Origin of the sequence: Sphingomonas endophytica, from assembly GCF_001476895.1 — a bacterium.
GTDB classification, from domain to species: Bacteria; Pseudomonadota; Alphaproteobacteria; order Sphingomonadales; family Sphingomonadaceae; genus Sphingomonas; species Sphingomonas endophytica_A.
The window spans coordinates 50,512-75,904 of the sequence record NZ_LDTB01000007.1 but is presented as its reverse complement, the minus strand read 5'-3'; the positions used below and the strand labels follow the sequence as shown (position 1 = coordinate 75,904).

Sequence of the window (25,393 nt, the reverse complement as noted above, 5' to 3'; positions counted from 1 at the left end):
GGGGTCAGGCCGCGCCTTCGAGTGCGCCTTGTGGCACCGCGCGGCGACGGGCGGCGTAGAGGCAGGCGGCGACGATCACCCCTGCCCCCAGCAGCGTCGTCGGCGCGACCGCCTCGCCGAAGAACAGCCAGCCCAGCACCGCCGCATAGACGAACGACGTATATTCGGTCGTCGCGAGGAACCCCGCCTCGGCGTGGGCATAGGCCCAGCCGAGCAGGAACAGCGAGCCCGCTGCCAGCGCGGCGGCGACCGCGATCTTCCACCACGCCTCGGGCGGGGGCAGCACGGCGAGCCATGGCGCGGCGCATAGCAGCAGTGTCGCCGTCACCGCCGACTGCACGAACGCGATCTCGCGCGGGGCGGCGGCCTGACTCTGGAGCCGCGCGACGATCAGATTGCCGGCATAGAGGATCGCCGACAGCAGGATCGCGCCCGCGCCCCACAATGCCTCCGGCCCCAGCGCCATCCGCGCCTGCCCGGCGAGGATCACCGCCACCCCCACGAGGGCGGCGATCGAGGCACCGACCACGCGCGCCCCGACGCGCTCGCCCAGCAACCACGCGCCGAGCAGCAGCGCCAGCAGCGGCGCGATGTAGGTGAGCGCGATCGCCTGCGCCATCGGCACGCGGCCCAGACCCCAGAAGAACAGCAGCGCCATCGCGGTGGTGAGGCTGCCGCGCGCGACATGCAGCCGGAGCGCCCGCGCGCCGATCCGCCGCCCGCCGCCGGCGCGCCACGCGACCCCGCCGATGACGGTCGACAGCATCGTGCGCCAGAGCAGCGCGTTATAGACGCCGATCGCGATCACCAGCGACTTCATGAAGGCGTCCATGATCGAGAACAGCCCGATCCCGCCCGCCGCCACGGCGAGCGCCAGCGCGGGGGAGAGGTGGCGGGGGGTGGTCACCGGATGAGGCGGATGTCGGCGTCGCCATCGAACGCCTGCCACGCGCGATCAGCCGTCACAATCGTCGCGCCCTGCATGTTGCCGAGTGCCAGACAGGCGCGGTCGGCGAAGGACAGCCGCCACGCCTGCGCGCGCGCGTGAAGCGTCGCGCTGACCAGCGCCTGCTCCGCATCGAAGGGAATGACGATCACCTCGAGACGCCGGACGCTATCCAGCACCGCCGTCGCGTCGATGCCGCGCCGCGTGCATTTATGGAGCACCTCGTCGAGATTGACTGCCGACAGCAAGGCGCCACGGACCAGTGGCAGCACGGCCTCACCACCCGGCTCGTCGAACAGGAGCGCCAGCAGAGCGGAAGCGTCGATGACGATGGTCATGCCGCAGAGGCGGCATCGGCGGCGTCGCTTTCGCGCTTCTGCTCTTCACGTCGCCCGGCCAGCAATTCATCGACGATACCGCGGGCCGGATCGCGGAAGGGGCGAAAGATGTCCTGCACTTCGCGAACGATCTGCGCGTGTGTCTTGAGCACCATCGCGCCAGAGGCGTCCCGGTCGATGATGACCGAATCGCCGTCCTTGATGCCGAGTTCGCGTCGTAGATCCGCCGGTATGACGATCTTGCCGCCGGCAATCACTTTCGCATGGTAGGTCATGTCAGGCCCTCCAGGACCTGACATATAGCACAGGACCTATGCCGCGACCAGCTTCGCCGCCGCGTCGGCCGCCTCGATCTCGGCGGCCTTCGCCTCGACCAGCTTGACGATATGGTCGATCATGTCGGCGTCCTGGACATGGTGGTCGGTGACGCCCGACAGATAGACCATGTGCTTGCCGTTGCCGCCGCCGGTAATGCCGATGTCGGTTTCGCGCGCCTCGCCGGGGCCGTTGACGACGCAGCCGAGCACCGACAGGCTCATCGGGGTGCGGATGTGCTGGAGCCGTTCCTCCAGTGCCTGCACGGTGCGGATGACGTCGAAGCCCTGCCGCGCGCAGCTCGGGCAGCTCACCACGCGCACGCCGCGATTGCGGATGCCGAGCGCCTTCAGGATCTCGAAGCCGACGCGGACTTCCTCTTCCGGCTCTGCCGACAGCGAGACGCGGATCGTGTCGCCGATACCGAACCAGAGCAGCGAGCCGAGCCCGATCGACGATTTCACCGTGCCGCCGATCAGCCCGCCCGCCTCGGTGATGCCCAGATGCAGCGGGCAGTCGGTCGCCTCGGCCAGCCCCTGATAGGCGGCGACCGCGAGGAAGACGTCCGACGCCTTCACCGCGACCTTATATTCGTGGAAATCGTGGTCCTGGAGCAGCTTGATATGGTCGAGCGCGGATTCGACCAATGCCTCGGGGCACGGCTCGCCGTATTTTTCGAGCAGGTCCTTTTCCAGCGACCCGGCGTTGACCCCGATGCGGATCGCGCAGCCGTTCGCCTTGGCGGCGCGCACCACCTCCGCGACGCGCTCGGACGAGCCGATGTTGCCGGGATTGATGCGCAGGCACGCCGCGCCCGCGTCCGCTGCCTCCAGCGCGCGCTTGTAGTGGAAGTGGATGTCGGCGACGATCGGCACCTTCGCCGCGCGGACGATCTGGCCGAGCGCGGCGGTGGAGGCGACGTCGGGGCAGCTGACGCGGATGATGTCGGCGCCGGCCTCCTCGCAGCGGCGGATCTGGTCGATCGTCGCGGCGGCATCCTCGGTCGGGGTGTTGGTCATCGTCTGCACGGTGACGGGGGCATCCCCACCGACGGGGACGTTGCCGACCATGATCTGGCGGCTGGGACGACGCGCGATATCGCGCCACGGACGGATCGACATGCCCGCCCCTATACGCCTCCCGCGTGGCAGTTCAAAGTCGCGAGAACGTGCGCATTTTGCTAGGCGGCGGCGGATGCAGCGTCATTACGGCCTGGACTGGCTTCGCATCGGGGCGTTCGCGATCCTGATCCTCTATCATGTCGGCATGGTGTTCGTGCCATGGGATTTCCACGCCAAGCTGCCCGGCGCGTGGTGGGTGGCGGTGCCGATGATGGCGTCGAACCCGTGGCGGCTGTCGCTGCTGTTCGTCGTGTCGGGCTATGCCAGCCGCGCGCTGCTGACCCGCAACAAGGTGCCATGGCGGTTCGCGCGGCAGCGCTCGCTCCGGCTGCTGGTGCCGCTGATCTTCGGCATCGTCGTGATCGTGCCGGTCCAGCCCTGGGTCGAGCTGTCCGAGAAGTACGGCTATGCTGCGGGGTTCGGGCACTTCTGGATGCACGATTATTTCCGGTTCGCGGTCGTGGGCCCATTGTTCCTGCCGGCCTGGAACCATCTGTGGTTCGTCGCCTATCTCTGGGTCTACACGCTGGCGCTGGCGCTGGGGGCGGCGGTGCTGCCGGGCGTGGCGACGCGCGCGCTGCAGGCCGGGTTCGCGTGGATGATGCGCGGGCCCGCGCTGCTGATGGTGCCGATCGCCTGGCTGGTGCTGGTCAACTTCGCGCTGTTTCCGGGCGGGCGCGAGACGCACGCGCTGGCGGACGACTGGGTGGCGCATTTCAGCTATTTTCCCGCCTTCCTGTTCGGCTTCGCGCTGGCGTGCGCGCCGCATACGCTGGCGGCGCTGGTCGCGCGGTGGAAGGCGTCGGCGGCGATCGCGGTCGCCGCCTATCTGCTCGTCGCCGGGATCGAGATCCGCTGGCCGGGCAGCACGATGCCGCACCCCTGGGGGATCGTCTTCTCGCTGGCGCGGGCGGTGGAGGGGTGGACGGCGGTGGCGGCGCTGATCGGCTATGCCGATGGCCACTGGAACCGCGACCACCGCTGGCGACCGATGCTGACCGAAGCGGTGTTCCCTTTCTACCTGATCCACCAGTCGCTGATCGTGCTGATCGCCTTCTGGCTGCGGCCGCTGGCGCTGCCGGGCTGGGCGAACTTCGCGCTGCTGGTGGTGGCGACGGTCGCGGGCTGCTGGGGCTTCTACCTCGGCGGTCGCGCGATCGGGCCGCTGCGACCACTGATCGGGCTGCGGCGGCACGCCTCGCGCCGCACGCATGTCGATCCGCGACCGGCGCTGATGTGATACCCCGCTACTGCCCGAAGGTCGTCGCGCGGTAGAGCAGGGTGATCGCCACGCGGCGGTTGCGCGGGTCCATGGGATTGTCGGCGATCATCGGCTCGCGGTCGGCGACGCCCTCGATCCGGTTGAAGTGCGATTCGGGGATGCCGGCCAGCGCCATCCGCCGCCGCGTCGCCTCCGCACGGCCCGACGAGAGCATCCAGTTGTTCATCGCGCGCGGATCGCCATAGCCCAGGCTGTCGGTATGGCCGCGGATCATGATCGGATTGGGCATCTCCCTGATCCCGTCCGACACCATTCCGATCAGTTCGGACGCATCGCTGGCCAGCGCCGTCGTGCCGACCGCGAACATCGAATAATCGGCATCGTCGACCAGATCGATCCGCATCCCGTCCTGCGTCATCGTGAAGCGGATATGCTTGGCCAGCTTCGCCAGCGCGCGATTGGCGGCGATGCGGGTCATCACCTCCTCGCGCAGCCGCTTGAAGTTCTTGGCATCCTCCTTGGCGATCTCCGCCGAGCTGCGCAGCGAGCCCTTCTGGCCGAAGCCCTTGGCCTCACCGACGGGCCGGTCGGTGACGAGCGCCAGCGCGTGCAGATCGGACGTGCCCGCCTTCGGGCCGATCTTCTCCTTCGATGTCAGCGATTCGCCGCCGCCGATGCCCTGACCACCGATACCGACGCGCTTCTTGTCGATCAGCGTCGGCGCGAAATAGTCCGCGATACCCTTGCGCTGCTTCTCGGTGGTGGCGCCCAGCAGCCAGAGCAGCAGGAAGAACGCCATCATCGCGGTCACGAAATCGGCATAGGCGACCTTCCACGCGCCGCCGTGGTGCCCGCCGCCGACGACCGTGATCTTCTTGACGATGACGATCTTGGGCGGCTCGTTCTTGCCGTGCGGTGCCTTGGCCATCGCGTTTACTTACCGCGCAGGCCGTCGAAGACCTCGGCGAAGCCGGGCTGGTTCTTGTGATCGATCCCCGAGCGTGCCGCCTCGATCACCAGCGGCTGCGGATGGCCGTGCAGCGAGGCGATGATGATCTGCTTTACCACATGATAGATCGCGCCGTCCGCCGCCACGACCTGCTTCAGCCGGCCCGCGAACGGATTGACGATGCCATAGGCCAGCAACACGCCCATGAACGTGCCGACCAGCGCCGAGCCGATCATGCCGCCCAGCACCGATGGCGGCTTGTCGATCGAGCCCATCGTCTTCACGATGCCGAGCACCGCCGCGACGATGCCGAGCGCGGGCAGCGCGTCGGCGAGGCTCTGGAGCGTATGCTCCGGCCCCTCGACCTCGTGGTGGTGGGTCTTGATCGCATTGTCCATGACTTCCTCGACCGCGTGAACGTCGAGCGTGCCCGAGGACACGACGACCAGCCGCAGCGTGTCGGCGATCAGGTTGACGAGCGTATGGTCCTTCAGCAGCTTGGGATATTCGGCGAACACCGCCGAGGACTTGGGATCCTCGACATGCGGCTCCAGCGCGATCGGTCCTTCCATCCGCAGCATCTTCATCAGCTTGCTGACCAGGAAGATGACGTCGAGATAATCCTGCTTCTTGTACTTCGGGCCCTTGAACACCTTGCCGATGCCGCCGCCCATCGCCTTCAGCTCACCCATCGAGTTGCCGATGATGAGCGCGCCCGCCGCCGCGCCGCCGATGATGAGCATCTCGTGCGGGATCGCCTCGAACACGGGCTCCAGGTTGCCGCCGGTGATGGCGAATCCGCCGAACACCATACCGAGCAGGACGACGAGGCCGATGGCCGCAAACATGCGTGTTTCCCCAATTCGCTGACGGGACGATTCTCGAGGCCCGTGGTTAACCCGGCAGCGGTGGAGAAGTGGTTACCGTTGCGGCGTTTATCGTGACGGCGCGACGCGATACCGCGCCACATGCGACGACGCCCGCCCGGGTGCGACCCGGACGGCGCGGCATGCGGCGAGGGAGAGAGATCAGCGCAGGTAGCTGAACAGCGAAAGCTGCGACAATTTGGAGAAGCTGGACTGCGTCGCGTTCAGGATCGTCATCGTCTTGGCGAATTCGGCGGCGGCGCTGGTGAGGTCGGTGTCCTCCAGCGACGAGCGCAGCTCCTCACGATCGGCCGAGATGTTCTCCTGCAACGTCTGCTGCAGTTCGACCCGCGCGGCGCGCGCGCCGACCGAGGACTGAACGATCGACACCTGATCGGTCGCGGTGTTCACCTTGTCGAGCACGTTGCGCGCCGATTCGCCGGTCGTGTCGCCCGCCTGGAGCGACGCGGCGAGCTGGCTGAGGATGGACAGCGTGTCGCCCGCCGGACTCTGGAAAACGCGCGCGGCGGTTTCGGTCGGCTGGATCGACATGTTGTCGGCGATCGGCACCTCCGACAGCGATGGCGCGGTATTGTAGGTGAAGGTGCCGTCCGCGTTCTTCGTGATCGCCGGCGTGCCCGACGCGCTGCCGAACAGGGCGCGGCCATTCGAATCGCTGACGTTGCCGAGACCGATCAGCGTGTCGACGACCGCCTTCAGCTCGTCGCCGATCACCTGCCGATCCTGGACGCTGAGCGAGCCGTTGCCGGCGCGCACCGTCAGCTCGGTCGCGCGCTGCATCTGGGTCACGATCGAATCGAGCGTCGTATCGGCCTGCGACAGCATCGACGCCGACATGTTCATGTTCGACGTGTACGCGGCGGCATCGATATTCTTGCGATCGAATTCGGCGAGCTGCTGCCCGACCGCGACATCCTCCGACGGCGAAGTCATCTTCTTGCCGGTCGCGATCTGCGTCTGGAGCTTGGCCGCGATCGCCATCAGCGTGCCCATCCGGGACGCGGACCGATCGAACATGAGGCTGCTGGAGATCTGCATCGCGCTTACCTGATCTCGAGGATCGACTGGAAGGTTTCCTTGGCGACCTGGATGACGCGGCTCGACGCCTGATAGGCCTGCTGAAACTTCAGCAGGTCGACCGCCTCGTTATCCAGATTGACGCCGGTGAGTTCGGAGCGCGTGGTGATCGCACCGTCGCGGATCGTCGTCTGCGCCTCGGCCACCAGCCGCCGCTGCTTCAGCGTCGCCGCATTGTCGGTGACCAGCCCCTGCACGCGGCTTTCGAAGCCCATCGCGGTTCGCTGGCCGGCCAGCGCGGCAAGGTTCGTCGCGTCGCGCGAGCCGCCGGCGCGCGCCGCCGCCGCGATCTTGTCGCCGTTCGTCAGCTTGACCGTGAAGCTGGTTGGGTCGGTCGCGCTCGACTGGAAGAAGTCGGTGCCCGCGACGCCCTTCAGGTCGTCGCCCTGCGCCTGGAGCGTGTTGACGGTCTCGGTCAGATCCTTGGCGACCCGCCCGAGCGCGTCGCGATTCGAAGCGATGCGCTGTGCGCCCTCCACCATCCCGGCCAGCGTCCCGCCGTCCGGGGCGAACAGCGTCGGATTGCCGGTCGGCGGGCGTACCGCCACCGCGACATTGTTGCCGGTGCGGCCATAGGCCACCTCGCTGGCGTCGCGCGGATCGACCAGCACCGGGCCATTGGGTCCGCCGGCCCGGACGGTGGCGCGGCCATAATCGTCGATCTTCACGTCGACGTCGGTCAGCGCGCTCATCTGCTGCAACAGGTCGTCGCGCTGGTCCATCAACCCGGCCATCGCCGATGTGCCGGGCGCGGTACGCACCAGCCCCTGATTGACCTTCAGCACCGCCTGGTTGAGCCGCGTCAGCTCGGCGGCGGCCTGTCCGGCCTGACCGTCCAGCTCGGCGGCGGCATCGTCCAGCGCGCGCGCGGTAACGCCGAAGGCATCGGCGACCGACGAACCCGCGCTCAGCATCCCGGCACGCAGGGCGGCGGATGTGGGATCGGCCTGCAACGCCGTGCCGGCCGCGAAGAAACTGGTCAGTCGCGAGGACAATTGCCCGCTGCCCAGCGCGGTCTCGATCCGCTCCAGCCACACCGACCCCGCCTCGGTCCGCGACAGGTCCGACGCGGCGGTGCGCAGCGACTGATCCGCATAGGCATTGCCGGAGCGCAGGATGTTGAACGCCGAGGAGCCCATGCCGTTGGGCGATGACGTATTGTAGCCGGTGCCGCCGCTGATCTCGCGGATGCTGGGCGTGCGCCGCACATAGGACGCGTTGCCGGCATTGGCGATGTTCTCCGACGTCGTCGTCAGCGCCGTCTGATACGTGCGCACGCCCGAAGCGCCGATGGAGAGCAGATCAGCCATGCGGACAGGGTGGCACGAGTCGGGTTAAAATCGGGTTTAAGGCGTGCGAGTCGCCGGACTCGCGCGGCCGTCAAGGCTTTGTCGTTGGCGTGTTTTGCGCCGCGGAGGCCGGCTCCGATCCCAGCTCCGGCTGCGCCTGCGCCAGGAACTTGCTCATCGCCGCGCCGATGCCGAGCGGGGTGTGTTCCGCCATCTGCTGCACGACCTTCTGGTCGCTCATGTCGCGGAACGTCTCCATCGCCTTGCTGTCGATCAGCGGATCGGCGAGCTTGGCCTGGCGCATCGATTTCAGCATCATGCCGGTGAACACGGCCTCGAACTGCTGCGCCGCCTTGTCGAGGTTCGCGCGCGTCGCGGCGCGCGACAGGCCGGTGTCCAGCCCGGTGGCGCCGCTGATCGGTCCGACCGCGTCCATTACAGCACCACCAGTTCGGCCTTGAGCGCGCCGGCTTCCTTCAGCGCCTCCAGGATCGCGACCAGATCGGCCGGCGACGCGCCGATCGCGTTCACCGCCTTGACGACATCGGCCAGCTTCGGCCCGGGCGACAGCAGGAACATCGGCTTCTTCTCCTCGCTGACCTGCACGTTGGAGCGGTTCTCCAGCGCGGTCTGGCCCTGGCTGAACGGCGCGGGCTGGCTGACGCGCTGACTCTCGTCGATCCGCACCGTCAGCTTGCCGTGGGTGACGGCGGCGGGCGCGAGCCGGACCGCGGAGTTGATGACGACCGTGCCGGTGCGCGCGTTGACGATCACCTTCGCCGAGGGCTCGGCGGTCGAGGCGTCGAGATTCTCGATCTCGCTCATCAGCGTCGCGCGCACGTCGGCGCCGACCGGCGCGCGCACCGCGACCGACACCGCGTCGATCGCCTGCGCGGTGCCGAAGCCGAGCTTGCGGTTGATCGCCGCCGCGACGTTCTGCGCGGTGGTGAAGTCGGCGCGGGCGAGATTGTAGGTCAGGAACGGCGAATCGGCGAAGCCGGTCGCGACCGCGCGCTCGACGGTCGCGCCCTCCGGGATGCGCCCGGTGGAGGGGATGTTGACGACGATCTTCGATCCGTCCGCGCCCTCCGCGCCCAGCCCGCCGACCGCCAGATTGCCCTGCGCCATCGCATAGACCTGTCCATCGGCGCCCAGCAGCGGGGTGAGCACCAGCGCGCCGCCGCGCAAGCTCTTGGCCTTGCCCATCGACGCCACGGTGATGTCGATCTTCTGCCCCGGCTTGGCGAAGGGCGGCAGGTCGGCGGTGATCAGCACGACCGCGGCGTTCTTCAGCCCCGGATTGGCGCCGGCGGGCAGTTGTAGCCCGAAGCGCGACGCGACCGCCTTCACCGACTGCACGGTATATTCGAGATTGTCGTCGCCGGTGCCCGGCAGGCCGACGACCACGCCATAGCCGGTGAGCTGGTTGGAGCGGATGCCCTGAAACCCGCCGAGATCCTTGATCCGGTCGGCGTGCGCCGGCGCGGCGGCCGGAATCGACGCCAGCAGCGCCAGCAGCGCGATGAAGAGCGTGCGCAGCATCAGAACGGGCTCACCACCTGGAAGAAGCGGGACAGCCAGCCCTGACGGCTGGCGCGGGCGACGTCGCCCTTGCCGGTATAGGCGATCTGCGCATCGGCGACGCGGGTCGATTCGACACGATTGTCGCGATCGATGTCGGCGCTGCGCACGATGCCCTTGATCTGGACGAATTCGTCGCCGCGGTTCAGCGTCACGCGCTTCTGCCCGCGCACCAGCATCGTGCCGTTCGGATAGACCTCCGCGACCGTCACCGACACCTCGCCCGACAGCGAATTGGCCTGATCGGCGCTGCCCGTGCCGTTGAAGCCGCGATTGCCGCTGGCGCCGACGTCGGTGCTGCGGAGCAGACCGCCGAGCGGCCCCGTCGACGGCGGGACCAGCCCGAACTGCCCCTTGGAATCGATCTTCGATGTCGAGGACTTGGACGCGGCGGTGCGTTCGGTCAGCACGATCGTCAGCGGATCGCCGACGCGGCGCGCGCGCCACCCCTCGTACAGCGCGGCATAGCCGTCCGCCGCCTGGAAGATCGAACCGTTGGCGACCGGCGCGACCGGCGTGGGGGCCGACGGCGCGACGCGCACGGCGGTGAAATCCTCGGCGGGTTTGCGCTTCAGCACCTTGCCGAAGATGCTGGCGTGCGCGGGCGCCGGCACCAGCGCCGCGGCGGCCAGCGCGCCCAGCAGCGCGCCGATGCCGGTACGAAGGCGGCGGGGCAGCGGAGCGACGGCGGGAGAAGGGAACGATTCGATCATGATCCGACTCATGACATGTTCTGGTTAACGTATTTCAACATGTCGTCGGTGGCGGAGATCATCTTGGAATTGACCTCATAGGCGCGCTGCGTCTCGATCATGTCGACCAGTTCCTCGACGACGTTGACGTTGCTGGCCTCCAGCGACCCCTGCCGCACCTTGCCGCGCCCGTCGTCGCCCGGCACGCCCATGTTGGCCGCGCCGCTCGACGTCGTCTCGGTCAGGTAATTGTCGCCGGCCGATTGCAGCCCGGCGGGATTCGGGAAACTGGCGATCTGGATCTGGCCCAGGTTCTGCGATCCGGTCTGCCCCGGAATCTCGGCCGAGACGGTGCCGTCGGTGCCGATCGTGATCTGCGTCGCATTGGGCGGGATCGTGATGCCGGGCATCACCTGATAGCCCTGGCTGGTGATCAGCAACCCCTCCGGCGAGCGCGAGAAATTGCCGGCGCGGGTGTAGCCCAACTGACCGCCGGGCAATTGCACCTGGAAATAGCCGCCGCCGTCGAGCGCCAGGTCCAGGCTGTTGCCGGTCTGGTTCATCGACCCCTGCGTCTCGGTGCGCGACGTGCCCTGCACGCGCACGCCGGTGCCGAGATTCAGCCCGGTGGCATATTTGCTCTCCGACGTCGATTGCGCGCCCGGCGCGGTGACGACCTGATAGGACAGGGTCTCGAACGCGGCGCGATCGCGCTTGAAGCCGGTGGTGGCGACGTTGGCGAGGTTGTTCGAGATGACGCGCATCCGCGTGTCCTGGGCATCCAGCCCGGTACGCGCGATGTGCATGGCGGCGGTGGTCATCGGCTATTCCTTCCCTCAGCCCGGCAGGCGCATCACCGATGCGCTCGATTCGTCCATGGACTTGGCCTCCTTCAACAGGTTGGCCTGCACTTCGTAGCTGCGCTGGTTCTCGATCATGTCGACCAGCGCCTGGGTCATGTTGACGTTGGAGCCTTCCAGCGCGCCGCTGGTGATCGATGCGTTGAGATCGGCGGGCATCACGCCGCCGCCGCGCACGCGCATCAGATTGTCGAGCCCCTTGACCGTGTCGCTGCCCTTGCTCGACACGATCTTCAGCGTGTCGACGACCTGCGTCTGTCCGGTCTTGTCGCCCTGGGGCACGATCGAGATCGCGCCGTCCGAACCGATCGAGATCGAATCGTAAGGTGGCAGCGTGACCGGCCCGCCCTGCCCCATGACGAGGAAGCCGTCGCCGGTCTGAAGCGCGCCCGAGGCGGAAACCGACAGGTCGCCGCGCCGGGTGTACGCCTCAGACCCGTCGGAGGCCTGCACCGCCAGCCATTTGTCGGCATCGCCCATCGCCACGTCGAGCGAGCGCCCGGTCTGCTGGATGACACCCGGCGCGCGATCGGCGTCGCGCACCTCTTCCGACGTCGGCTGGCGCGCCGACAATTGCTGCGATCCATCGGACAGGATGATGCGGTCGAACACCACGCGATCGGCCCGGAAGCCGGTGGTGGAGGCGTTCGCCATGTTGTTGGCGATCGCGGCCTGCGACTGCATGTGCGCGCGCAGGCCCGTCGCCGCGGTATAGACCAGCTTGTCCACTTACATCCTCTCCGACGGAGCCGAACCGACGCCGGTCAGGCGCGGATGTTGAAGATCGACTGCGACACCTGCGTCGCGGTATCGAGCGCCTTCGAGTTCGCCTGGAAGTTGCGCTGCGCCGCGATCAGGTTGACCAGCTCCTCGGTGATGTCGACGTTTGACCCTTCGAGCTGACCCGACTTCAGGCTGCCGAAGCCCTCGGCGGCGGCGAAGCCGAGCGTCGCCTTCCCCGAGATACCCGTCGCCTGCCAATAGTTGCTGCCCGCCTGCCGCAGGCCGGTCGGCGCGGAGAACTTCGCGATCGCCACCTTGCCCAGCGGCACGATGTCCGAGTTGGAATAGCTGGCCTTGATGATGCCGGCGTCGTCGACGGTGATACCGACGAGCTGGCCGACCGCGACGCCGTCCTGCACGCGGTTGCTGACCGCCGCCGCCGCCGCGGTCTGCGTCGAGCCGGTCAGGTCGAGCTTGATCGCCTGTTGCGCCGCGCCCGAGGCCGGGATGAACGGCTTGAACTGGATCGCGGTGGGAGCGACCAGCGCACCGGTCGTGTCGTAGGTCTGCGTGATCGGGCCCGGGGCGGCGGCGCCGTCCGGGGTCAGCATCGTTTCACCGACGTAGGTGAAGACCTGCCAAGTGCCGGTGTTGGGCTTCGCGTTGCCGTTGGCATCCTTTGCATTCGGGTCGCCTTCCGCGGTCCGCACGTAATAGCTGGTCATCGTCATCGGATTGCCGTTCGCGTCATAGACGCGGGTCGCGACCGAGTTGTTGTACGTGGTGGTGTCGGTGCGCTTGAACTTGGTCGCATCCTTGACGGTCGCGGTCGAGGGGATCTGCACCTTGGTCGCGACGTTCTCGGTCTTCTTGGGCGAGCCGCTGGTCGGCTGGATCTGCAGGTTGGTCAGCGATTTGTCGCCGGTCGCGGTGACGTTGCCGTCGTTGTCGACCGGATAGACCATCAGATAGCTGCCCTGCGCATCGATCACGTTGCGACTGTCGTCGACCGTGAACGCGCCGGTGCGGGTGTAGTTGATCTGATCCGACAGGCCGGTCGACTTCACGACGAAGAAGCCCTCACCCAGGATCTGCATATCGAGCGCGCTCTTGGTCTGGTTCGACGAACCGTCCGAGAACTGCTGAACCGTGCCCTTCACCGACACGCCCGAGCCGACCATCTTGCGCGGATCGGTCGAGACGTTCGACGAGATGACGTCGGCGAACGCGGTCCGGCTCTTCTTGAACCCGTTGGTGGAGACGTTGGCCAGGTTGTGGCTGATGACCGACATGTCGGTCTGCATGGCCTGGAGGCCCGAAAGCGAGGTGAAGAAGGACATGGGGTGTGCTCCTGGGGGTAATCGAGTGAAAAGGGGGGATCAGGCGACCTTGCGGACCGCGGCGGGATCGACCTTGCCGAGGCCGGTGACGTTCAGGACCGGCTCGCTGCCCGCCGACAGGCTGACGGTTTCGACCGGCGCCCAGACCAGCGGCTTGGCCTCGACGATCGTGCTGCCGTTCGCGGCCTCGACGGTGACGGTATAGGGGCCGTTCTCGACCTTGTTGCCCTCGCCGTCCTTGCCGTCCCACGTGAAGTCGACGGTGCCGGCCTCCTGCTTGCCGAGCTGGATATCCTTGACCGTCAGGCCGTTCTTGTCGGTGATCGTGACGCTGACGTCGGTGGCCGAATTGGCCAGCTCCACGCCGCCCATGATCCCGCCGCTGGTCCGCTCATAGGCGGTCTTGCCCTCGGTCAGGACGGTGCGGCCGACGAAGCTCATCGCCTCGCTGGACGTGGTGGTGCCCAGGCGGTTGGCGATGCCGGCCAGCGTGCTGCTCATCTCGCTGATCCCGGCGACCTGCGAGAAGGTCGCCATCTGCGCGACCATCTGCGTATTGTCCTGCGGGTTGAACGGATCCTGATACTGGAGCTGCGCGGTCATCAGGCGCACGAAGTCCTTCTGACCCAGCGTCGACTTGCCGGTGGTGGCGGTGGCGTTCGTCTTCGGTTGCGCCTGCGCGACGCCGGCGGCGGCGTAGATCGCGTCCTGCGCGGCCTTGTCGGTGGCGGAAATGGCGGTGCTCATGCTCAGCGACCCATTTTGAGAGTGTCGAGGATCAGCGTCTTGGCGGTCTGCATCACCTCGACGTTGTTCTGGTAGCTGCGCGCGGTCTCCATCATGTCGACCAGCTCGCGCGATTCATCGACCGCCGCGTCGAAGACGTTGCCGTCCTTGTCGGCCAGCGGATGATTGGGATCGTAGCGCTTGGTGGGCTTCTCGCCGGCGGTGACGATCTGCTGCACGTCGACCGTCGACAGGCCGGTGGCCTGGTCGAAGCTGGTGCGGAACACCGGCTTCATCGTCTTGTAGGCGGCGTCCTCGCTGCCCGCGACCCCGCCGGCGTTGGCGAGGTTCGAGGCGGTCGTGTTCATGCGCGTCAGCTGCGCCGACATCGCGCGCCCCGCGACCTGGAAGATCGACATCGACGGGTTCGACATGCCTTATTCTCCCTTCAGCGCGCGGGTGAGCGTGCCGATGCGGCCGTTCAGGAACGCCAGCGTCGTCTGATACTGGACGGCGTTCTCGGCGAAGGCGGTCTGCTCGGTCGTCAGCTCGACGGTGTTGCCGTCCATCGACGGGTTGGTCGGTACGCGATACTTTACCGCCCCCCCCAGATCGGCGCCGACGCCGCCCGGCTGCCCCTCGACCGCGCTCAGCGCGGCCTTGAAGTCGATGTCGCGCGCCTTGAAGTTGGGCGTGGAGGCATTGGCGATGTTCGACGCCAGCACGCCCATGCGTTGCGCACGCACCTCCAGCGCGGCGGCATGAACTCCGAACAATCCCTCGGCCATCGGCCTCGCCTCCTCCATGCGCGACCATCGCGCCCAAGCATGTCCGACCATCAGCAAGGGGCGTGCCAAATACGTCGCAGAGCGATGCGGCGCGTGTGGGACGGGGCAACCGGCAAGCGCTTGCCGCTTGCCGGCAAGGCGGGTTGCCGCCACACCGGTTGCCGGTGCGGACCGACGGCGCGCGAGTCACTTGGCCCGCGCCTTGCAGTCAGAGGGGCATGACACCCGCGATCTTCCTCGACCCCATCGCACTGGCGATCGTGCTGGGCGGTACGATCCTGGCGACGACCCTGCGCACGCCGGTGCGCGATCTGGGCAGCGCGTTGCTGGCGCTGCGCGTCCTGCCGCGCCGCCGCTTCCGGGCCGATGCGCGGCTGGAGCAGATCACCGCGCTGGCACGGATCGCGCAACGCCACGGCGTGCACGCGCTGGACCGCAGCGTGATCCGCGACGCCGATGTGGCGGGCGCCATCGCGCTGATCGTCGATGGCGCGCAGGCAGCGGCCGTGGTCGAGGCGCTCGACGCGGCGCGCCGGCGCCGCGCCGAGCGCCACCGGATCGTCATCGAATGCTGGACCGGCATGGCCGAGACCGCCCCGGCGATGGGGATGATCGGCACGCTGATCGGGCTGGTGGCGATGTTCACGCGGATGAGCGACCCGCAGGCGATCGGCGCCGCGATGGCGGTGGCGTTGCTGGCCACCTTGTATGGCGCGCTGCTCGCCAATCTGGTCGCGATGCCGGTCGCGGCCCGCCTGCGCGTCGCCGCACGCGCCGAGGCGGCCGGACGCGCGCAGCTGGTCGCCCCGCTCGCCGAACTGGCGGAGCGCGAGGCGCCGCGTCCTCGCACACGCGTGCCGGACACGGAGCCGCCGCCGATGACGGTCGTGCCCGCGCGCGAGGCCGCGGCATGAGCGACGACGAGCTGCTGGACGTCCAGCCCTCGCGCCCGGTGTGGCTGATCACGCTGGCCGATCTCGCGCTGTTGCTGGTCGGCTTCTTCGTGTTGTTGCAGGCGAACCAGACTCTGAGCCCGCACGAACTGGCGCGCGGCATCGCGGAAGGCTTCGGCGTGGAACCCGCGCCCGCCGCGATGCCGGTCGCCAGCCACGGGATCGCCGGCTTCGCGCCGGGCAGCGCGGCGCTGCCGCAGCCGACCGCCATGCTCGTCGGCTGGGCGCGGGGCGAATTGCGCGATCCGCGCGTGCGCCTGACCGTCACGGGCGCGACCGACGGCAGCGCGCAGGATGTCGATCCGGCCACGCGCAGCGCCACCATGCTGGCCGCCGATCGCGCGCGCGCGGTCGCCGCCGCCCTGACGGCGGGCGGCATCCCAGACAACCGCCTGATCCTTTCCACGACCCCGGCGCACGGGCCCCGGTCGGTCGTCGTCACGCTCGCCTTCGCGGGCGAAACCCAGGGAACCCGACCATGATCGCCTTGCTTGCCGCCGCCGCGGCGCTCAGCTTCCAGGATACCGCCGCGCTCGACCGCGCGGTCGCCGCCTTCACCACGCGTCCGATCGGCAGCGAGGGCGGCGCGCGCGCGCCGGTCGATCCGCGCCTGCGGCTCGCCACCTGCTCGATGGTCGCGCTGTCATGGCGCACCGACGCGCACGATGCGGTCGTCGTCGCGTGCGCCGAGCCGGCATGGCGGGTGTTCGTGCCGGTGATCGCGCCGCCACGCGCCGCCGGCGCCACCCCGGCGATCGCGCGATCGGGTGGCCCCACCGCGTCGTCGCCGCGCGCCGAGCCGGTGATCCGGCGCGGCGATCCGGTGACGATCGAGGCCGGGGCGGACGGCTTTGCGATCACGCGCGACGGCGTGGCGATGGCCGATGCCGCGCCGGGCGCGCGGGTGATGGTCCGCGTCGGCGACGACAATCGCCCGGTGCAGGCGGTGGCGGTCGATGCCGGTCGCGCGACGCTGCCCGGCTGGCCGGAATAAAAAGTGCTAAAGCCACCCTCCATGCGGTCGTTTCTGCCGGTGTCAGCGGAAAGCCACAGGTGTGGACATGGTGGAATCGATAGGATCATCAACGGTCAGGGCGGGCTTGGCGCCCGTCTCGACCGTACAACGCAGCAGCGCGGCCACGCCGGTCGCCGAGGTCGCGCCGACCGCGAAGGCGGCGCCGGCCGACGCGACGCAGGCGCCGGGCGCGATGGCCAGCGCCATGGCGGCCGAGCCGCCGGTGAATGCCGACCGCGTGCAGCAGATCAAGACCGCGCTGGCGAACGGCACCTTCCCGCTGTCGCCATCGACGATCGCCGACCAGTTCATCGCGCTGCGCTACGACTGGGTGAGCCGCAATGAACAGGCGTGACGCGCTGATCCGCGTGATCGACCTGCTCCATGCGGAGATCGCCGCGCTGAAAAGCAACGACATGAACGCGCTGGAGCGTGCGACCGCCCACAAGCTGAGCGTGATCGAGGAGCTGCGTCAGCTGGGTGACGGCCCCGCGACGCCGGAACTGCGCGGGCTGGTGGAGGAGGCGGATCGCCTCAACGACACCTGCCGCATCTACGTGAACCTGATGGCGGCAAATGTTCGCCGCCGCCTGCAACTTCTTTCCGGTCAACCCGGCAACGCCTATGGCCGCGGGGGCGCCGCCTACGCCTGACGCCCCCCGCCACCGCTGACACCGAAAGCGCCCCGGCCCCACCGCCGGGGCGTTTTGGCGTTTGGGGGAAACCACTTGACGCCCGGCCGCCGTCACCACCGCGATGGCGGGAAGTCAGACGCCCAGGTGCTCGCAACGGCCGCGACGGCAGAGGTTCTGGGTGCCCGCGTGCGCGGGAGTGACGGCAAGGGCTGGGTCCACGTCTGGCACGCGTCTTGCTCTTAACACCGGCATGACGGTTTCCGCGATCACCTCTGCCAGTCAGCGCGTCACGTCGGCGATCCAGCGCGCCGCCGAGCGTACCGGCATCGACTTCGACTATCTGATGGGTCAGGCGAAGCTGGAGAGCGGGCTGAAGGCCAATGCGCGTTCCGGCACCTCGTCGGCGAGCGGCCTGTACCAGTTCCTCGAGCAGAGCTGGCTGGGCGTGGTCAAGCAGCACGGCGGCGAGCATGGCCTCGGCTGGGCCGCCGACAGCATCCAGAAATCGGGCGGCCGCTATGTCGTCAGCGGCGGCAACCGCCAGGCGATCCTGGGCTTGCGCAACAACCCGGAAGTCGCCGCGCTGATGGCCGCCGAACACGCCAGCGACAACAAGGGCGCGATTGAGGCCGCGACCGGGCGCGAGGCGACCGGCACCGACCTGTACATGGCGCACTTCCTGGGCATCGGCGGTGCGCGCACCTTCCTGACCGCGATGAAGGCCAACCCGGATCGCAGCGCGGCGTCGCTGTTCCCGACCGCCGCGCGCGCCAACCGCAGCGTCTTCTACGAGCGCGACGGGTCCGCGCGTTCGCTCTCGGACGTCTATCAGCGCTTCGCCAGCAAGCTGGGCGACGGCGGTGACGCCGCCGCGACCGCCAACGCCAACAACCAGTGGCAATTCGCTGCGCAGGCACTGGCGATGGGCGAGGACGCGACGGTCGTGACCGGCACCGGGCAGAGCGCCAGCGACGCGCTGGACTGGGCGACATCGACGCTGGGCCGGATCAGCAGCGCGCGCGGCGCGGCGGCCGGCAGCCTGTTGCGCCCGTCACCGGATAATGCCCGGCTCGCCTATATGATGCTGGCCGGCATGGGGGGCGGTGCGCGATGAAGATCCTCGCCGCCGTGCGGCAGGGCGCACTGCCCGCCGCGATCCTGCTGCTGGTCGTGCTGATGGTCGTGCCGATCCCGGCCTTCATGCTCGACGTGTTCTTCATCATGAACATCACGATCAGCCTGGCCGTGCTGATGGTCGCGCTGAACGCCGAGAAGCCGCTCGATTTCTCGTCCTTCCCGACCGTGCTGCTGTTCGCGACGCTGTTCCGGCTCGGCCTGAACGTCGCCTCCACGCGCATCGTGCTGGTCCACGGCCATACCGGCTCGGCGGCGGCGGGGCATGTCATCGAGGCGTTCGGATCGTTCGTGATCGGCGGCGACTATGTCGTCGGCCTGTTCGTGTTCGCGATCATCGTCATCATCAACCTGATCGTCGTCACCAAGGGCGCGGGCCGCGTGTCCGAAGTGTCGGCGCGCTTCACCCTCGACGCCCTGCCCGGCAAGCAGATGGCGATCGACGCCGACCTGAACGCCGGGCTGATAACGCCGGATGAAGCCAAGAAGCGCCGCGTCGACGTCGCGACCGAGGCCGAATTCTACGGCTCGATGGACGGCTCGTCGAAGTTCGTGAAGGGCGACGCGGTCGCCGGCCTGCTGATCCTGGCCGCCAATATCGTCGGCGGGTTGATCCTGGGCCCCGTCAGCCACGGCCTGACGATCGCCAAGGCCGCGCAGACCTATACCATGCTCGCCATCGGCGACGCGCTGGTCGCGCAGGTGCCCGCGCTGCTGCTGTCGATCGCCGCCGCCGCCATCGTCACCCGCGTGAAGTCCGAGAAGGATCTCGCCGGCCAGATCGGCAGCCAGTTCGGCTCGGCGCGCACCTGGACGCCGGTCGCGGTCATCCTGACGCTGCTGGGCGTGCTGCCGGGGATGCCGCATTTCGTCATCCTGCCGCTCGCCGCCGCCGCCGGCTTCGCCGCGTGGAAGCTGCACCAGATCGCCAAGCGCCCGGTCCCCGTGCCCCCGGCCGCGCCGGTCGAGGCGCCCGACCCCTCCAAGATCGGCTGGGACGAGGTGAGCGAGACGATGATGGTCAACCTCGACATCGGCTACGGGCTGGTCCCGCTGGTCGACGAGCGGCGCGGCGCGCCGCTGATGGGCCGCATCACCGGCGTCCGCCGCCAGCTGTCCAAGGAACTGGGCTTCGTCGTGCCGCAGGTGCGCGTCCGCGACGACATCAACCTGCCGCCCTACATCTATCGCGTCATGCTGGGCGGCGTGTGCATCGGCGAGGACCAGGTATCTCCCGACGAGATGCTGGCGCTCGACACCGGCCAGGCCTTCGGCGAACTGATCGGCAAGAAGGCCAAGGATCCGACCTTCGGGCTGGATGCCACCTGGATCGCGACCGGCGATGCCGATGTCGCGACCGGCCAGGGCTATCTGGTCGTCGATTCGGGGACCGTCATCGCCACGCACCTGAACCATGCGTTGGGCGCCAATGCCGGCGACCTGCTGGGCGCGGACGAGGTGCAGTCGCTGCTCGACGAGCTCAAGGAGCGCGCGCCGCATCTGGTCGCGGCGCTTGCGCCGCTGCCGCTTACCGCGCTGGCCACCGTGCTGCGCGGGCTGCTGAGCGAGGGCATCCAGCTGCGCGAGTTCCGCCGCATCGCCGCCGCGATCGCCAATGCCGCGCAGCGCACGCTGGACCCGCTGGAGATCATCGAGCTGATCCGCCCCGATCTGGGCGCGCTGATCATCGCCAAGCTGGCCGGCGTGCGCGAGCCGCTGCGCGTGATGACGCTGGAGGGCGGGCTGGAGCAATTGCTCGGCCAGGCCGCGCGCAACGAGCCCGGCCGCCACGTCATCGAACCCGAACTCGGCCGTCGCATCGTCGACGCGCTGCAAGCCGCGGCCCAGCCGCTCATCGCGGAAGCGAAGCCGTTCGCGCTGGTCGTCCAGCCCGCGATCCGCGTCGCGATCCGCAAACTCATCCGCACCGTTCTACCGGATACGCCCGTCATGAGCTTCTTTGAGGTCCCCGAGGACAAGGCCGTCGAGGTCGTCGCGATCATCGGCGGTCACGCCCAGCAGCAGGCGCTGGCGGCATGAGCGCCGAGCCGATGCCCGGCGCTTTCGCCGCCGCCCCCGCGCTGGACGGCGCGCCGCTTACCTACAAGCCGCGCCCGCGCGCGCGCGACGAGAATGCGATGGTGCGCGAGCATCTGCCGCTCGTCCGCCGGCTGGCCTGGCACGTCCATGGCAGCGTCTCGACCGCGATCGAGGTCGAGGATCTGGTGCAGGTCGGGCTGGTCGCGCTGGTCGAGGCGGTCGCCGCTTTCGAGGATCGCGGCACCGCGACGCTGAAACAATATCTGGTCACGCGCCTGCGCGGCGCGATGATCGACGAGCTGCGCCGCCACGCCGCGATGACGCGCGGCGCCATCCGGCGGAAGCGCGAGTACAGCCGCGCCGTCAACCAGATGTCGCACGAACTGGGCCGAGCGCCGACCGAGCGCGAACTGGCCGCGCGGCTGGACGTGACGCCGGAGAAGCTGCGCACCGAATATGCCGGCGCCGAAGCGGTGAAATACGAACCGATCGATGAGGTCTATGCCGACGACCAGCCGTGGTTCGCCAGCGACACGCCCGATGCGTTCGAGCAACTGTCCGAGAACCAGACCCGCGAGCGGCTGATCGCCGCGATCGCCGGCCTGCCGGAGCGCGAGCAGCTCGTGATCCAGCTCTATCACGTCGAGGAACTGAACCTGGAGGAGATCGGCCAGGTGCTGGGCATCGGCGCGGCGCGCGTCTGCCAGATCAAGAGCGCGGCGCATGCGAAGTTGAAGAAGGCGATGACGCGCCGCTGACACGAGCGTCGTCGTCCGGCTTCCGACCGGCCCGGCTGTCCACCAGCCGGGCCGGTTTTTTTGTGCCTGTCGCGCGGGTTGGCGCGTTGGTCGCGCGGACAGGAGAAGGAGCCAAGGCGATGACCGAACCCCGCAGCCACCCCGCGCTGAGCGAGGAACAACGCGATCCCGACGCAGGCCATGACGATGTCGAGCAGGTGCCGGCCGGGGAGCCGGAGGATAACCCGGACGATCTGACGGTGTCGGGGGAGGCGTGAGATGAGGTGGCGGTCGTTGTGGATGCGACCGCCGCTTCGCAGTCACGGCCGGCCCAAACGCCGTCGCCCCTGCGCGGGCAGGGGCCGATGTCAGTTGCCTCTCACGCCAAGCAGACTCGAATGGCGAGGCGCCTGTGTCGGGCGGGATGTCCTGACGATGCAGACATGGGCCCCTGCCTGCGCAGGGGCGACGATCGGGCCGACGCGCAGCATTTGTAGCGGACGGACACGGGTAGATAGTCTCCGTCCTTGCGAGCCGCGCGAAGCAATCAAGGACGTCCTGGTCAGGCACCGGATTGCTTCGCTACTCTCGCCGGGACGGCCGGGAAGGTAACGTACCGTCCCGTGCCGGCACGACGACAGGACAGCAAAACCCCCGCCAGCTTGTCGCTGACGGGGGTTTTCTTGTCCGGCACCGGCCCCGCTCTGGTCGGGGGCGAGAGGCCGGTGGTCGGCTGCCGGACTTAGCCGAGCAGCTTCATCACGCCCTGCTGCGACTGGTTGGCCTGCGCCAGCATCGCGGTCGAGGCCTGGCCGAGGATCTGCGCCTTGGCGAGCGCGGTCGTCTCGGTCGAGAAGTCCGCGTCCTCGATCCGGCTCTTGGCGTCCGACAAGTTGGTCGCGGTCGTGGTCAGGTTGTTGACGGTCGATTCCAGCCGGTTCTGCGCCGCACCCATCGTGCCGCGAGCGGCCGAGACCTTGTCCAGCGCGCTGTCGATCACCGACATGGCGGCCGATGCGCCGGTCTGGGTCGAAATCGAGATCGCCGACGTGCTGCCAGCGGTCAGACCCGAGGCGGTCAGCCCCGCAGCAGTGCCCGCAACCGTGATGCCGCTACCATTCTGCGATTCCAGCGTAACGTTGCCGCGTGTCACCACCGCCGTCGTCGCGAACGTGACCGTGCCGCCCTTGATATCCGTTCCGTTTGCCAGCATGCTGTTGGTGTCGGTCACCGAGATGTTGCCGCCATCCGACGACGTCAGGACCAGCTTGCCAGTGTCGCTGACAGACGCGGCGATGGTGCTGCTCGAACCGAGCGTCGAGTTGATCTTGGCGGCGACCGCATTCACGTCCTTCTCCGCGGCCGTCAGAACGACGGCGGTGCTGCCGATCGTGAGCGAATTGCCGGCGGTAAAGCTGGTAATATTCGCTTCGACCTTATTCTTCGCCGTGGCGACGACGCCGGAGTTCGTGGTCACGCCGTTGATGGCAGTCGCAACGTCCTTGGCGTCGGCAGTGGCAGCGGCACCGACGTTCTGCCCGTTGATCGTGATCCCGTTCGCGGCCAGGGCGGTAGCACCCGCAACAGCGTTGTTGCCCACCTGCGCCGTCAGACCCAGCGTCGAGGCGCGCGTGTCGGTCAGCGCCATGCTGATGTTCTGGTCGGCGTTGATCCCGGTCTGCAGCTTGACGGAGCTCTTGCTGCCGTCGAGCAGGTTGTTGCCGTTGAACGAGGTCGTCTTGGCGACATTGTTGATCTCGGCGGTCAGCTGGGTCATTTCCGACTGAAGCGCGGTGCGGTCCGTATCCTGCAGCGTGCCGTTGGCCGACTGGGTCGCCAGTTCCTTCATGCGGGTCAGCATGTTGGTGACTTCGCCCATCGCGCCTTCGGCGGTCTGCGCCAGGCTGATGCCGTCGTTGGCGTTGCGGACCGCCATCGCCATGCTCTTGGTCTGGCTGGTCATGCGGTTGGCGATCGACAGGCCGGCGGCGTCGTCCTTCGCCGAGTTGATGCGCTTGCCGGTCGACAGGCGCTCCATCGAGGTCGACAGCGAGCGGTTCGCCTGGACCGAAGCGTTGGTGGCGCGCATTGCCGAGGTGTTGGTGTTGATCACGGTCATGGGATAAAACTCCATCTACCGGCCCGTCCCGCCGCCCCCGAATGAGCAGGTGGCCGTGCCGTCACCGCTTCAAACGACAGCCCGCGCCGGAGCTTTAGCGCTTTTCGCAAGCGCTTTTTCGACCAGCCCGCCGCCCGCCCCGTCCCATACGTACACACACGCCACGCGCGCGCGTGCCCTCACGCGCCCGGAAAATACCTGCCGGCAAGGCGGCAATTATACCGCGCGTTAACCACTCACGCCGCATCACAGCGTCACTGATTCGAGGGAATTTTCTCGCCATGCGTTCGATCGTGCCGACCAAAATCGTGGAGCAAGCGCATCTGACGCTCGTCTCCTCGTTGCGCGCGCAGGGCTTCGCGGTGCAGCCGGCGACAAGCCGTCCGCAGCCGAACGTCTCCTACCTGGTCGCCGAGGGCGAGCAGGTGCCCGCCCCCGCGCGCACGCTGATCCTCGGCAACGAAGGACGGCAGGTCATCCCGCACCGCGACGGCCAGCCGGCGCGCATCGCTTATGGCCATGAGGACGCGACGGTCGGCAACGCCTTCGCCCGCGCGCTGGTCGGCGGGCCGGAACTGCCGACCGCCGCCGATCCCGAGTCGCTGGCGCTGCTGGCGCTGGCCGAGCGGGTCGCGCAGGCCGACATCACCGTGCTGATCAACGGTCCGACCGGCACCGGCAAGGAAGTGCTGGCGCGCACGATCCACCTGAACTCCGCGCGTCGCGATGGCCCGTTCGTCGCGATCAACTGCGCCGCGCTGCCCGAATCGATGCTGGAGGCGATGCTGTTCGGCCACCAGAAGGGCGCGTTCACCGGCGCGTCGTCGGGGGGCGAGGGCTTCTTCCGCGCCGCGAACGGCGGCACGTTGCTGCTCGACGAGATCGCGGAGATGCCGCTGAACCTCCAGGCCAAGCTGCTGCGCGTGCTGCAGGAGCGCGAGGTGGTGCCGATCGGCGCGACCATGCCGCAGCCGGTCGACGTGCGCGTCGTCGCCTGCGCCAACCGCGATTTGCAGGCCGAGGTGGCCGCCGGGCGGTTCCGCGCCGACCTCTACTATCGCCTGTCGGTCTTCCCGCTGTCGACCCGCGCGCTGGCCGACCGGCCGCAGGACATTCCGGCGCTGGCCGCGACGATGATCCTGCGCCACGCCGGCAACCGTCCGACCGTGCCGTGGCCGAGCGACGCGGCGATCGCCGCGCTGGTCGCGCACGACTGGCCGGGCAATGTCCGCGAGCTGGAGAATGTGATCCAGCGCGCGCTGCTGTTCGCGGGCGGCGACACGATCGAGGCGTGCCACATCGTCTTCGACCGCCCCGCCGCACCGCGCGGCGCGCCGGTCGCGGAAGAGGCGACGCTGGGGCAGGTCGTGCAATTCTCCGAATTCGCCGCGATCCGCGAGACCCTGGCCGCGTGTGGCGGCAGCCGGATCGAGACCGCGAAGCGGCTGGGCATTTCCGAGCGGACCTTGCGCTATCGCCTCGCCAAGGCACGCGAACAGGGTGACGACCTCGTCGGCGGCGCCGCGACGCGGAGCGCCTCGGCATGAGTGCGATCGGAGGGGTCGGCGGCGTCGACCGGGTGATGGCGCTGCGTGCGCAGATCCTGGAGCGCAACGCCGCATTGAACCGCGTCAGCGGCAGCGCCGCGGCCGCCCCGGCCCCGGTGACGGGCGGCGCGACCAACGCCGCCAGCTTCTCCGACACGATGCAGTCGGCGATCGCCAAGGTGAACGAGGGCCAGCAGAAGGCCTCGGCGCTGTCGGAACAATATGAACGCGGCGAAACCGTCGACATCGCCAAGGTGATGCTGGCGCGCCAGGAAGCGTCGGTCGGCTTCGAGGCGACGCTGCAGGTCCGCAACAAGATCCTGTCCGCGTACAAGGACATCATGAGCATGCCGGTCTGA

At 68.5% G+C, this 25,393-nt stretch carries 29 protein-coding genes and 2 pseudogenes; 12 read left to right on the top strand and 19 right to left on the bottom strand.

What is annotated here, in order from left to right; all coding sequences use genetic code 11:
- Positions 1–4: 4 nt before the first annotated feature.
- The 4 genes from NS334_RS02745 to ispG are packed head-to-tail and all read right to left on the bottom strand — an operon-like array spanning position 5 to position 2,720.
- Positions 5–907 (bottom strand): DMT family transporter, encoded by a 903-nt coding sequence (locus NS334_RS02745; protein WP_058754444.1) that lies wholly within the window; start codon positions 905–907, stop codon positions 5–7.
- Positions 904–1,284, bottom strand: a complete 381-nt coding sequence (locus tag NS334_RS02740; RefSeq protein WP_058754443.1) for a type II toxin-antitoxin system VapC family toxin — start codon at positions 1,282–1,284, stop codon at positions 904–906. The genes NS334_RS02745 and NS334_RS02740 overlap by 4 nt, the downstream gene beginning before the upstream one ends.
- Positions 1,281–1,559, bottom strand: a complete 279-nt coding sequence (locus NS334_RS02735; RefSeq protein ID WP_058754442.1) for an AbrB/MazE/SpoVT family DNA-binding domain-containing protein — start codon at positions 1,557–1,559, stop codon at positions 1,281–1,283. Before NS334_RS02735 ends, NS334_RS02740 begins: the two co-directional genes overlap by 4 nt.
- Positions 1,560–1,595: 36 nt before the next feature.
- On the bottom strand, positions 1,596–2,720 hold the full coding sequence (gene ispG, locus NS334_RS02730) for a flavodoxin-dependent (E)-4-hydroxy-3-methylbut-2-enyl-diphosphate synthase (RefSeq protein WP_058754441.1): 1,125 nt from the start codon (positions 2,718–2,720) through the stop codon (positions 1,596–1,598).
- A gap of 73 nt (positions 2,721–2,793) precedes the next feature.
- On the opposite strand from ispG, the gene NS334_RS02725 reads away from it, so the two are divergent.
- Entirely contained in the window at positions 2,794–3,960 is a 1,167-nt protein-coding gene (locus tag NS334_RS02725) for an acyltransferase family protein (protein WP_058754440.1), read from the top strand.
- A gap of 7 nt (positions 3,961–3,967) precedes the next feature.
- Here the strand turns inward: NS334_RS02725 and NS334_RS02720 are convergent, their stop codons facing one another.
- The 13 genes from NS334_RS02720 to NS334_RS02660 all read right to left on the bottom strand — a co-directional run bounded on the left by NS334_RS02720 (position 3,968) and on the right by NS334_RS02660 (position 14,854).
- Positions 3,968–4,870 (bottom strand): flagellar motor protein MotB, encoded by a 903-nt coding sequence (locus NS334_RS02720; protein WP_058754439.1) that lies wholly within the window; start codon positions 4,868–4,870, stop codon positions 3,968–3,970.
- Between the two features lie 5 nt (positions 4,871–4,875).
- On the bottom strand, positions 4,876–5,739 hold the full coding sequence (gene motA, locus NS334_RS02715) for a flagellar motor stator protein MotA (protein ID WP_058754438.1): 864 nt from the start codon (positions 5,737–5,739) through the stop codon (positions 4,876–4,878).
- 180 nt (positions 5,740–5,919) lie between these two features.
- A complete protein-coding gene (locus NS334_RS02710) occupies positions 5,920–6,795 on the bottom strand; it encodes a flagellin (protein ID WP_193752987.1) in 876 nt (291 codons plus the stop codon).
- A 26-nt stretch (positions 6,796–6,821) separates the two neighbouring features.
- Positions 6,822–8,165 (bottom strand): flagellar hook-associated protein FlgK, encoded by a 1,344-nt coding sequence (gene flgK, locus NS334_RS02705; RefSeq protein WP_058754436.1) that lies wholly within the window; start codon positions 8,163–8,165, stop codon positions 6,822–6,824.
- A gap of 70 nt (positions 8,166–8,235) precedes the next feature.
- Positions 8,236–8,580: a rod-binding protein gene (locus NS334_RS02700; protein WP_083500217.1), complete on the bottom strand. Its 345-nt coding sequence runs from the start codon at positions 8,578–8,580 to the stop codon at positions 8,236–8,238.
- Positions 8,580–9,686 carry a flagellar basal body P-ring protein FlgI gene (locus NS334_RS02695; protein ID WP_058754435.1) on the bottom strand — a complete coding sequence of 369 codons (1,107 nt, stop codon included), beginning with the start codon at positions 9,684–9,686 and terminating at the stop codon, positions 8,580–8,582. The genes NS334_RS02700 and NS334_RS02695 overlap by 1 nt, the downstream gene beginning before the upstream one ends.
- Positions 9,686–10,438: a flagellar basal body L-ring protein FlgH gene (locus NS334_RS02690; RefSeq protein WP_083500219.1), complete on the bottom strand. Its 753-nt coding sequence runs from the start codon at positions 10,436–10,438 to the stop codon at positions 9,686–9,688. The genes NS334_RS02695 and NS334_RS02690 overlap by 1 nt, the downstream gene beginning before the upstream one ends.
- 8 nt (positions 10,439–10,446) lie before the next feature.
- On the bottom strand, positions 10,447–11,238 hold the full coding sequence (flgG, locus tag NS334_RS02685; RefSeq protein ID WP_058754434.1) for a flagellar basal-body rod protein FlgG: 792 nt from the start codon (positions 11,236–11,238) through the stop codon (positions 10,447–10,449).
- 15 nt (positions 11,239–11,253) lie between these two features.
- A complete protein-coding gene (locus NS334_RS02680) occupies positions 11,254–12,006 on the bottom strand; it encodes a flagellar basal body rod protein FlgF (protein ID WP_058754433.1) in 753 nt (250 codons plus the stop codon).
- Between the two features lie 35 nt (positions 12,007–12,041).
- The gene (locus tag NS334_RS02675; protein WP_058754432.1) at positions 12,042–13,340 is read right to left on the bottom strand and encodes a flagellar hook protein FlgE; all 1,299 of its coding nucleotides are present in this window, start codon (positions 13,338–13,340) and stop codon (positions 12,042–12,044) included.
- 39 nt (positions 13,341–13,379) lie between these two features.
- A complete protein-coding gene (locus NS334_RS02670; protein ID WP_058754431.1) occupies positions 13,380–14,087 on the bottom strand; it encodes a flagellar hook assembly protein FlgD in 708 nt (235 codons plus the stop codon).
- Between the two features lie 2 nt (positions 14,088–14,089).
- On the bottom strand, positions 14,090–14,500 hold the full coding sequence (gene flgC, locus NS334_RS02665; RefSeq protein WP_058754430.1) for a flagellar basal body rod protein FlgC: 411 nt from the start codon (positions 14,498–14,500) through the stop codon (positions 14,090–14,092).
- A gap of 3 nt (positions 14,501–14,503) precedes the next feature.
- Complete coding sequence (locus tag NS334_RS02660; protein WP_058754463.1) at positions 14,504–14,854, bottom strand: flagellar basal body rod protein FlgB; 351 nt, start codon at positions 14,852–14,854, stop codon at positions 14,504–14,506.
- Between the two features lie 218 nt (positions 14,855–15,072).
- On the opposite strand from NS334_RS02660, the gene NS334_RS02655 reads away from it, so the two are divergent.
- The 9 genes from NS334_RS02655 to NS334_RS18525 all read left to right on the top strand — a co-directional run bounded on the left by NS334_RS02655 (position 15,073) and on the right by NS334_RS18525 (position 21,646).
- A complete protein-coding gene (locus NS334_RS02655) occupies positions 15,073–15,768 on the top strand; it encodes a motility protein A (protein ID WP_058754429.1) in 696 nt (231 codons plus the stop codon).
- The gene (locus NS334_RS02650; protein ID WP_241491783.1) at positions 15,765–16,289 is read left to right on the top strand and encodes an OmpA family protein; all 525 of its coding nucleotides are present in this window, start codon (positions 15,765–15,767) and stop codon (positions 16,287–16,289) included. Before NS334_RS02655 ends, NS334_RS02650 begins: the two co-directional genes overlap by 4 nt.
- The gene (locus NS334_RS02645; RefSeq protein WP_058754428.1) at positions 16,286–16,801 is read left to right on the top strand and encodes a flagella basal body P-ring formation protein FlgA; all 516 of its coding nucleotides are present in this window, start codon (positions 16,286–16,288) and stop codon (positions 16,799–16,801) included. Before NS334_RS02650 ends, NS334_RS02645 begins: the two co-directional genes overlap by 4 nt.
- A gap of 67 nt (positions 16,802–16,868) precedes the next feature.
- The gene (gene flgM, locus NS334_RS02640) at positions 16,869–17,177 is read left to right on the top strand and encodes a flagellar biosynthesis anti-sigma factor FlgM (protein ID WP_083500216.1); all 309 of its coding nucleotides are present in this window, start codon (positions 16,869–16,871) and stop codon (positions 17,175–17,177) included.
- Positions 17,164–17,475: a flagellar protein FlgN gene (locus NS334_RS02635; protein WP_058754426.1), complete on the top strand. Its 312-nt coding sequence runs from the start codon at positions 17,164–17,166 to the stop codon at positions 17,473–17,475. The genes flgM and NS334_RS02635 overlap by 14 nt, the downstream gene beginning before the upstream one ends.
- Before the next feature lie 232 nt (positions 17,476–17,707).
- Positions 17,708–18,571: a hypothetical protein gene (locus tag NS334_RS02630; protein ID WP_058754425.1), complete on the top strand. Its 864-nt coding sequence runs from the start codon at positions 17,708–17,710 to the stop codon at positions 18,569–18,571.
- Complete coding sequence (gene flhA / locus NS334_RS02625; protein ID WP_058754424.1) at positions 18,568–20,631, top strand: flagellar biosynthesis protein FlhA; 2,064 nt, start codon at positions 18,568–18,570, stop codon at positions 20,629–20,631. The genes NS334_RS02630 and flhA overlap by 4 nt, the downstream gene beginning before the upstream one ends.
- Positions 20,628–21,389 carry a sigma-70 family RNA polymerase sigma factor gene (locus NS334_RS02620; RefSeq protein ID WP_058754423.1) on the top strand — a complete coding sequence of 254 codons (762 nt, stop codon included), beginning with the start codon at positions 20,628–20,630 and terminating at the stop codon, positions 21,387–21,389. Before flhA ends, NS334_RS02620 begins: the two co-directional genes overlap by 4 nt.
- Before the next feature lie 119 nt (positions 21,390–21,508).
- Entirely contained in the window at positions 21,509–21,646 is a 138-nt protein-coding gene (locus NS334_RS18525; protein ID WP_193752986.1) for a hypothetical protein, read from the top strand.
- 464 nt (positions 21,647–22,110) lie between these two features.
- Here the strand turns inward: NS334_RS18525 and NS334_RS19395 are convergent.
- Positions 22,111–22,362: pseudogene (locus tag NS334_RS19395) on the bottom strand (flagellin); the annotation flags it as partial.
- Between the two features lie 714 nt (positions 22,363–23,076).
- Positions 23,077–23,487 (bottom strand): annotated as a pseudogene (locus NS334_RS19390) (flagellin); the annotation flags it as partial.
- A gap of 281 nt (positions 23,488–23,768) precedes the next feature.
- Here NS334_RS19390 and NS334_RS02610 point away from each other — a divergent pair.
- Positions 23,769–25,034: a sigma-54 interaction domain-containing protein gene (locus NS334_RS02610; RefSeq protein ID WP_058754421.1), complete on the top strand. Its 1,266-nt coding sequence runs from the start codon at positions 23,769–23,771 to the stop codon at positions 25,032–25,034.
- The gene (fliE, locus tag NS334_RS02605) at positions 25,031–25,393 is read left to right on the top strand and encodes a flagellar hook-basal body complex protein FliE (protein WP_058754420.1); all 363 of its coding nucleotides are present in this window, start codon (positions 25,031–25,033) and stop codon (positions 25,391–25,393) included. The genes NS334_RS02610 and fliE overlap by 4 nt, the downstream gene beginning before the upstream one ends.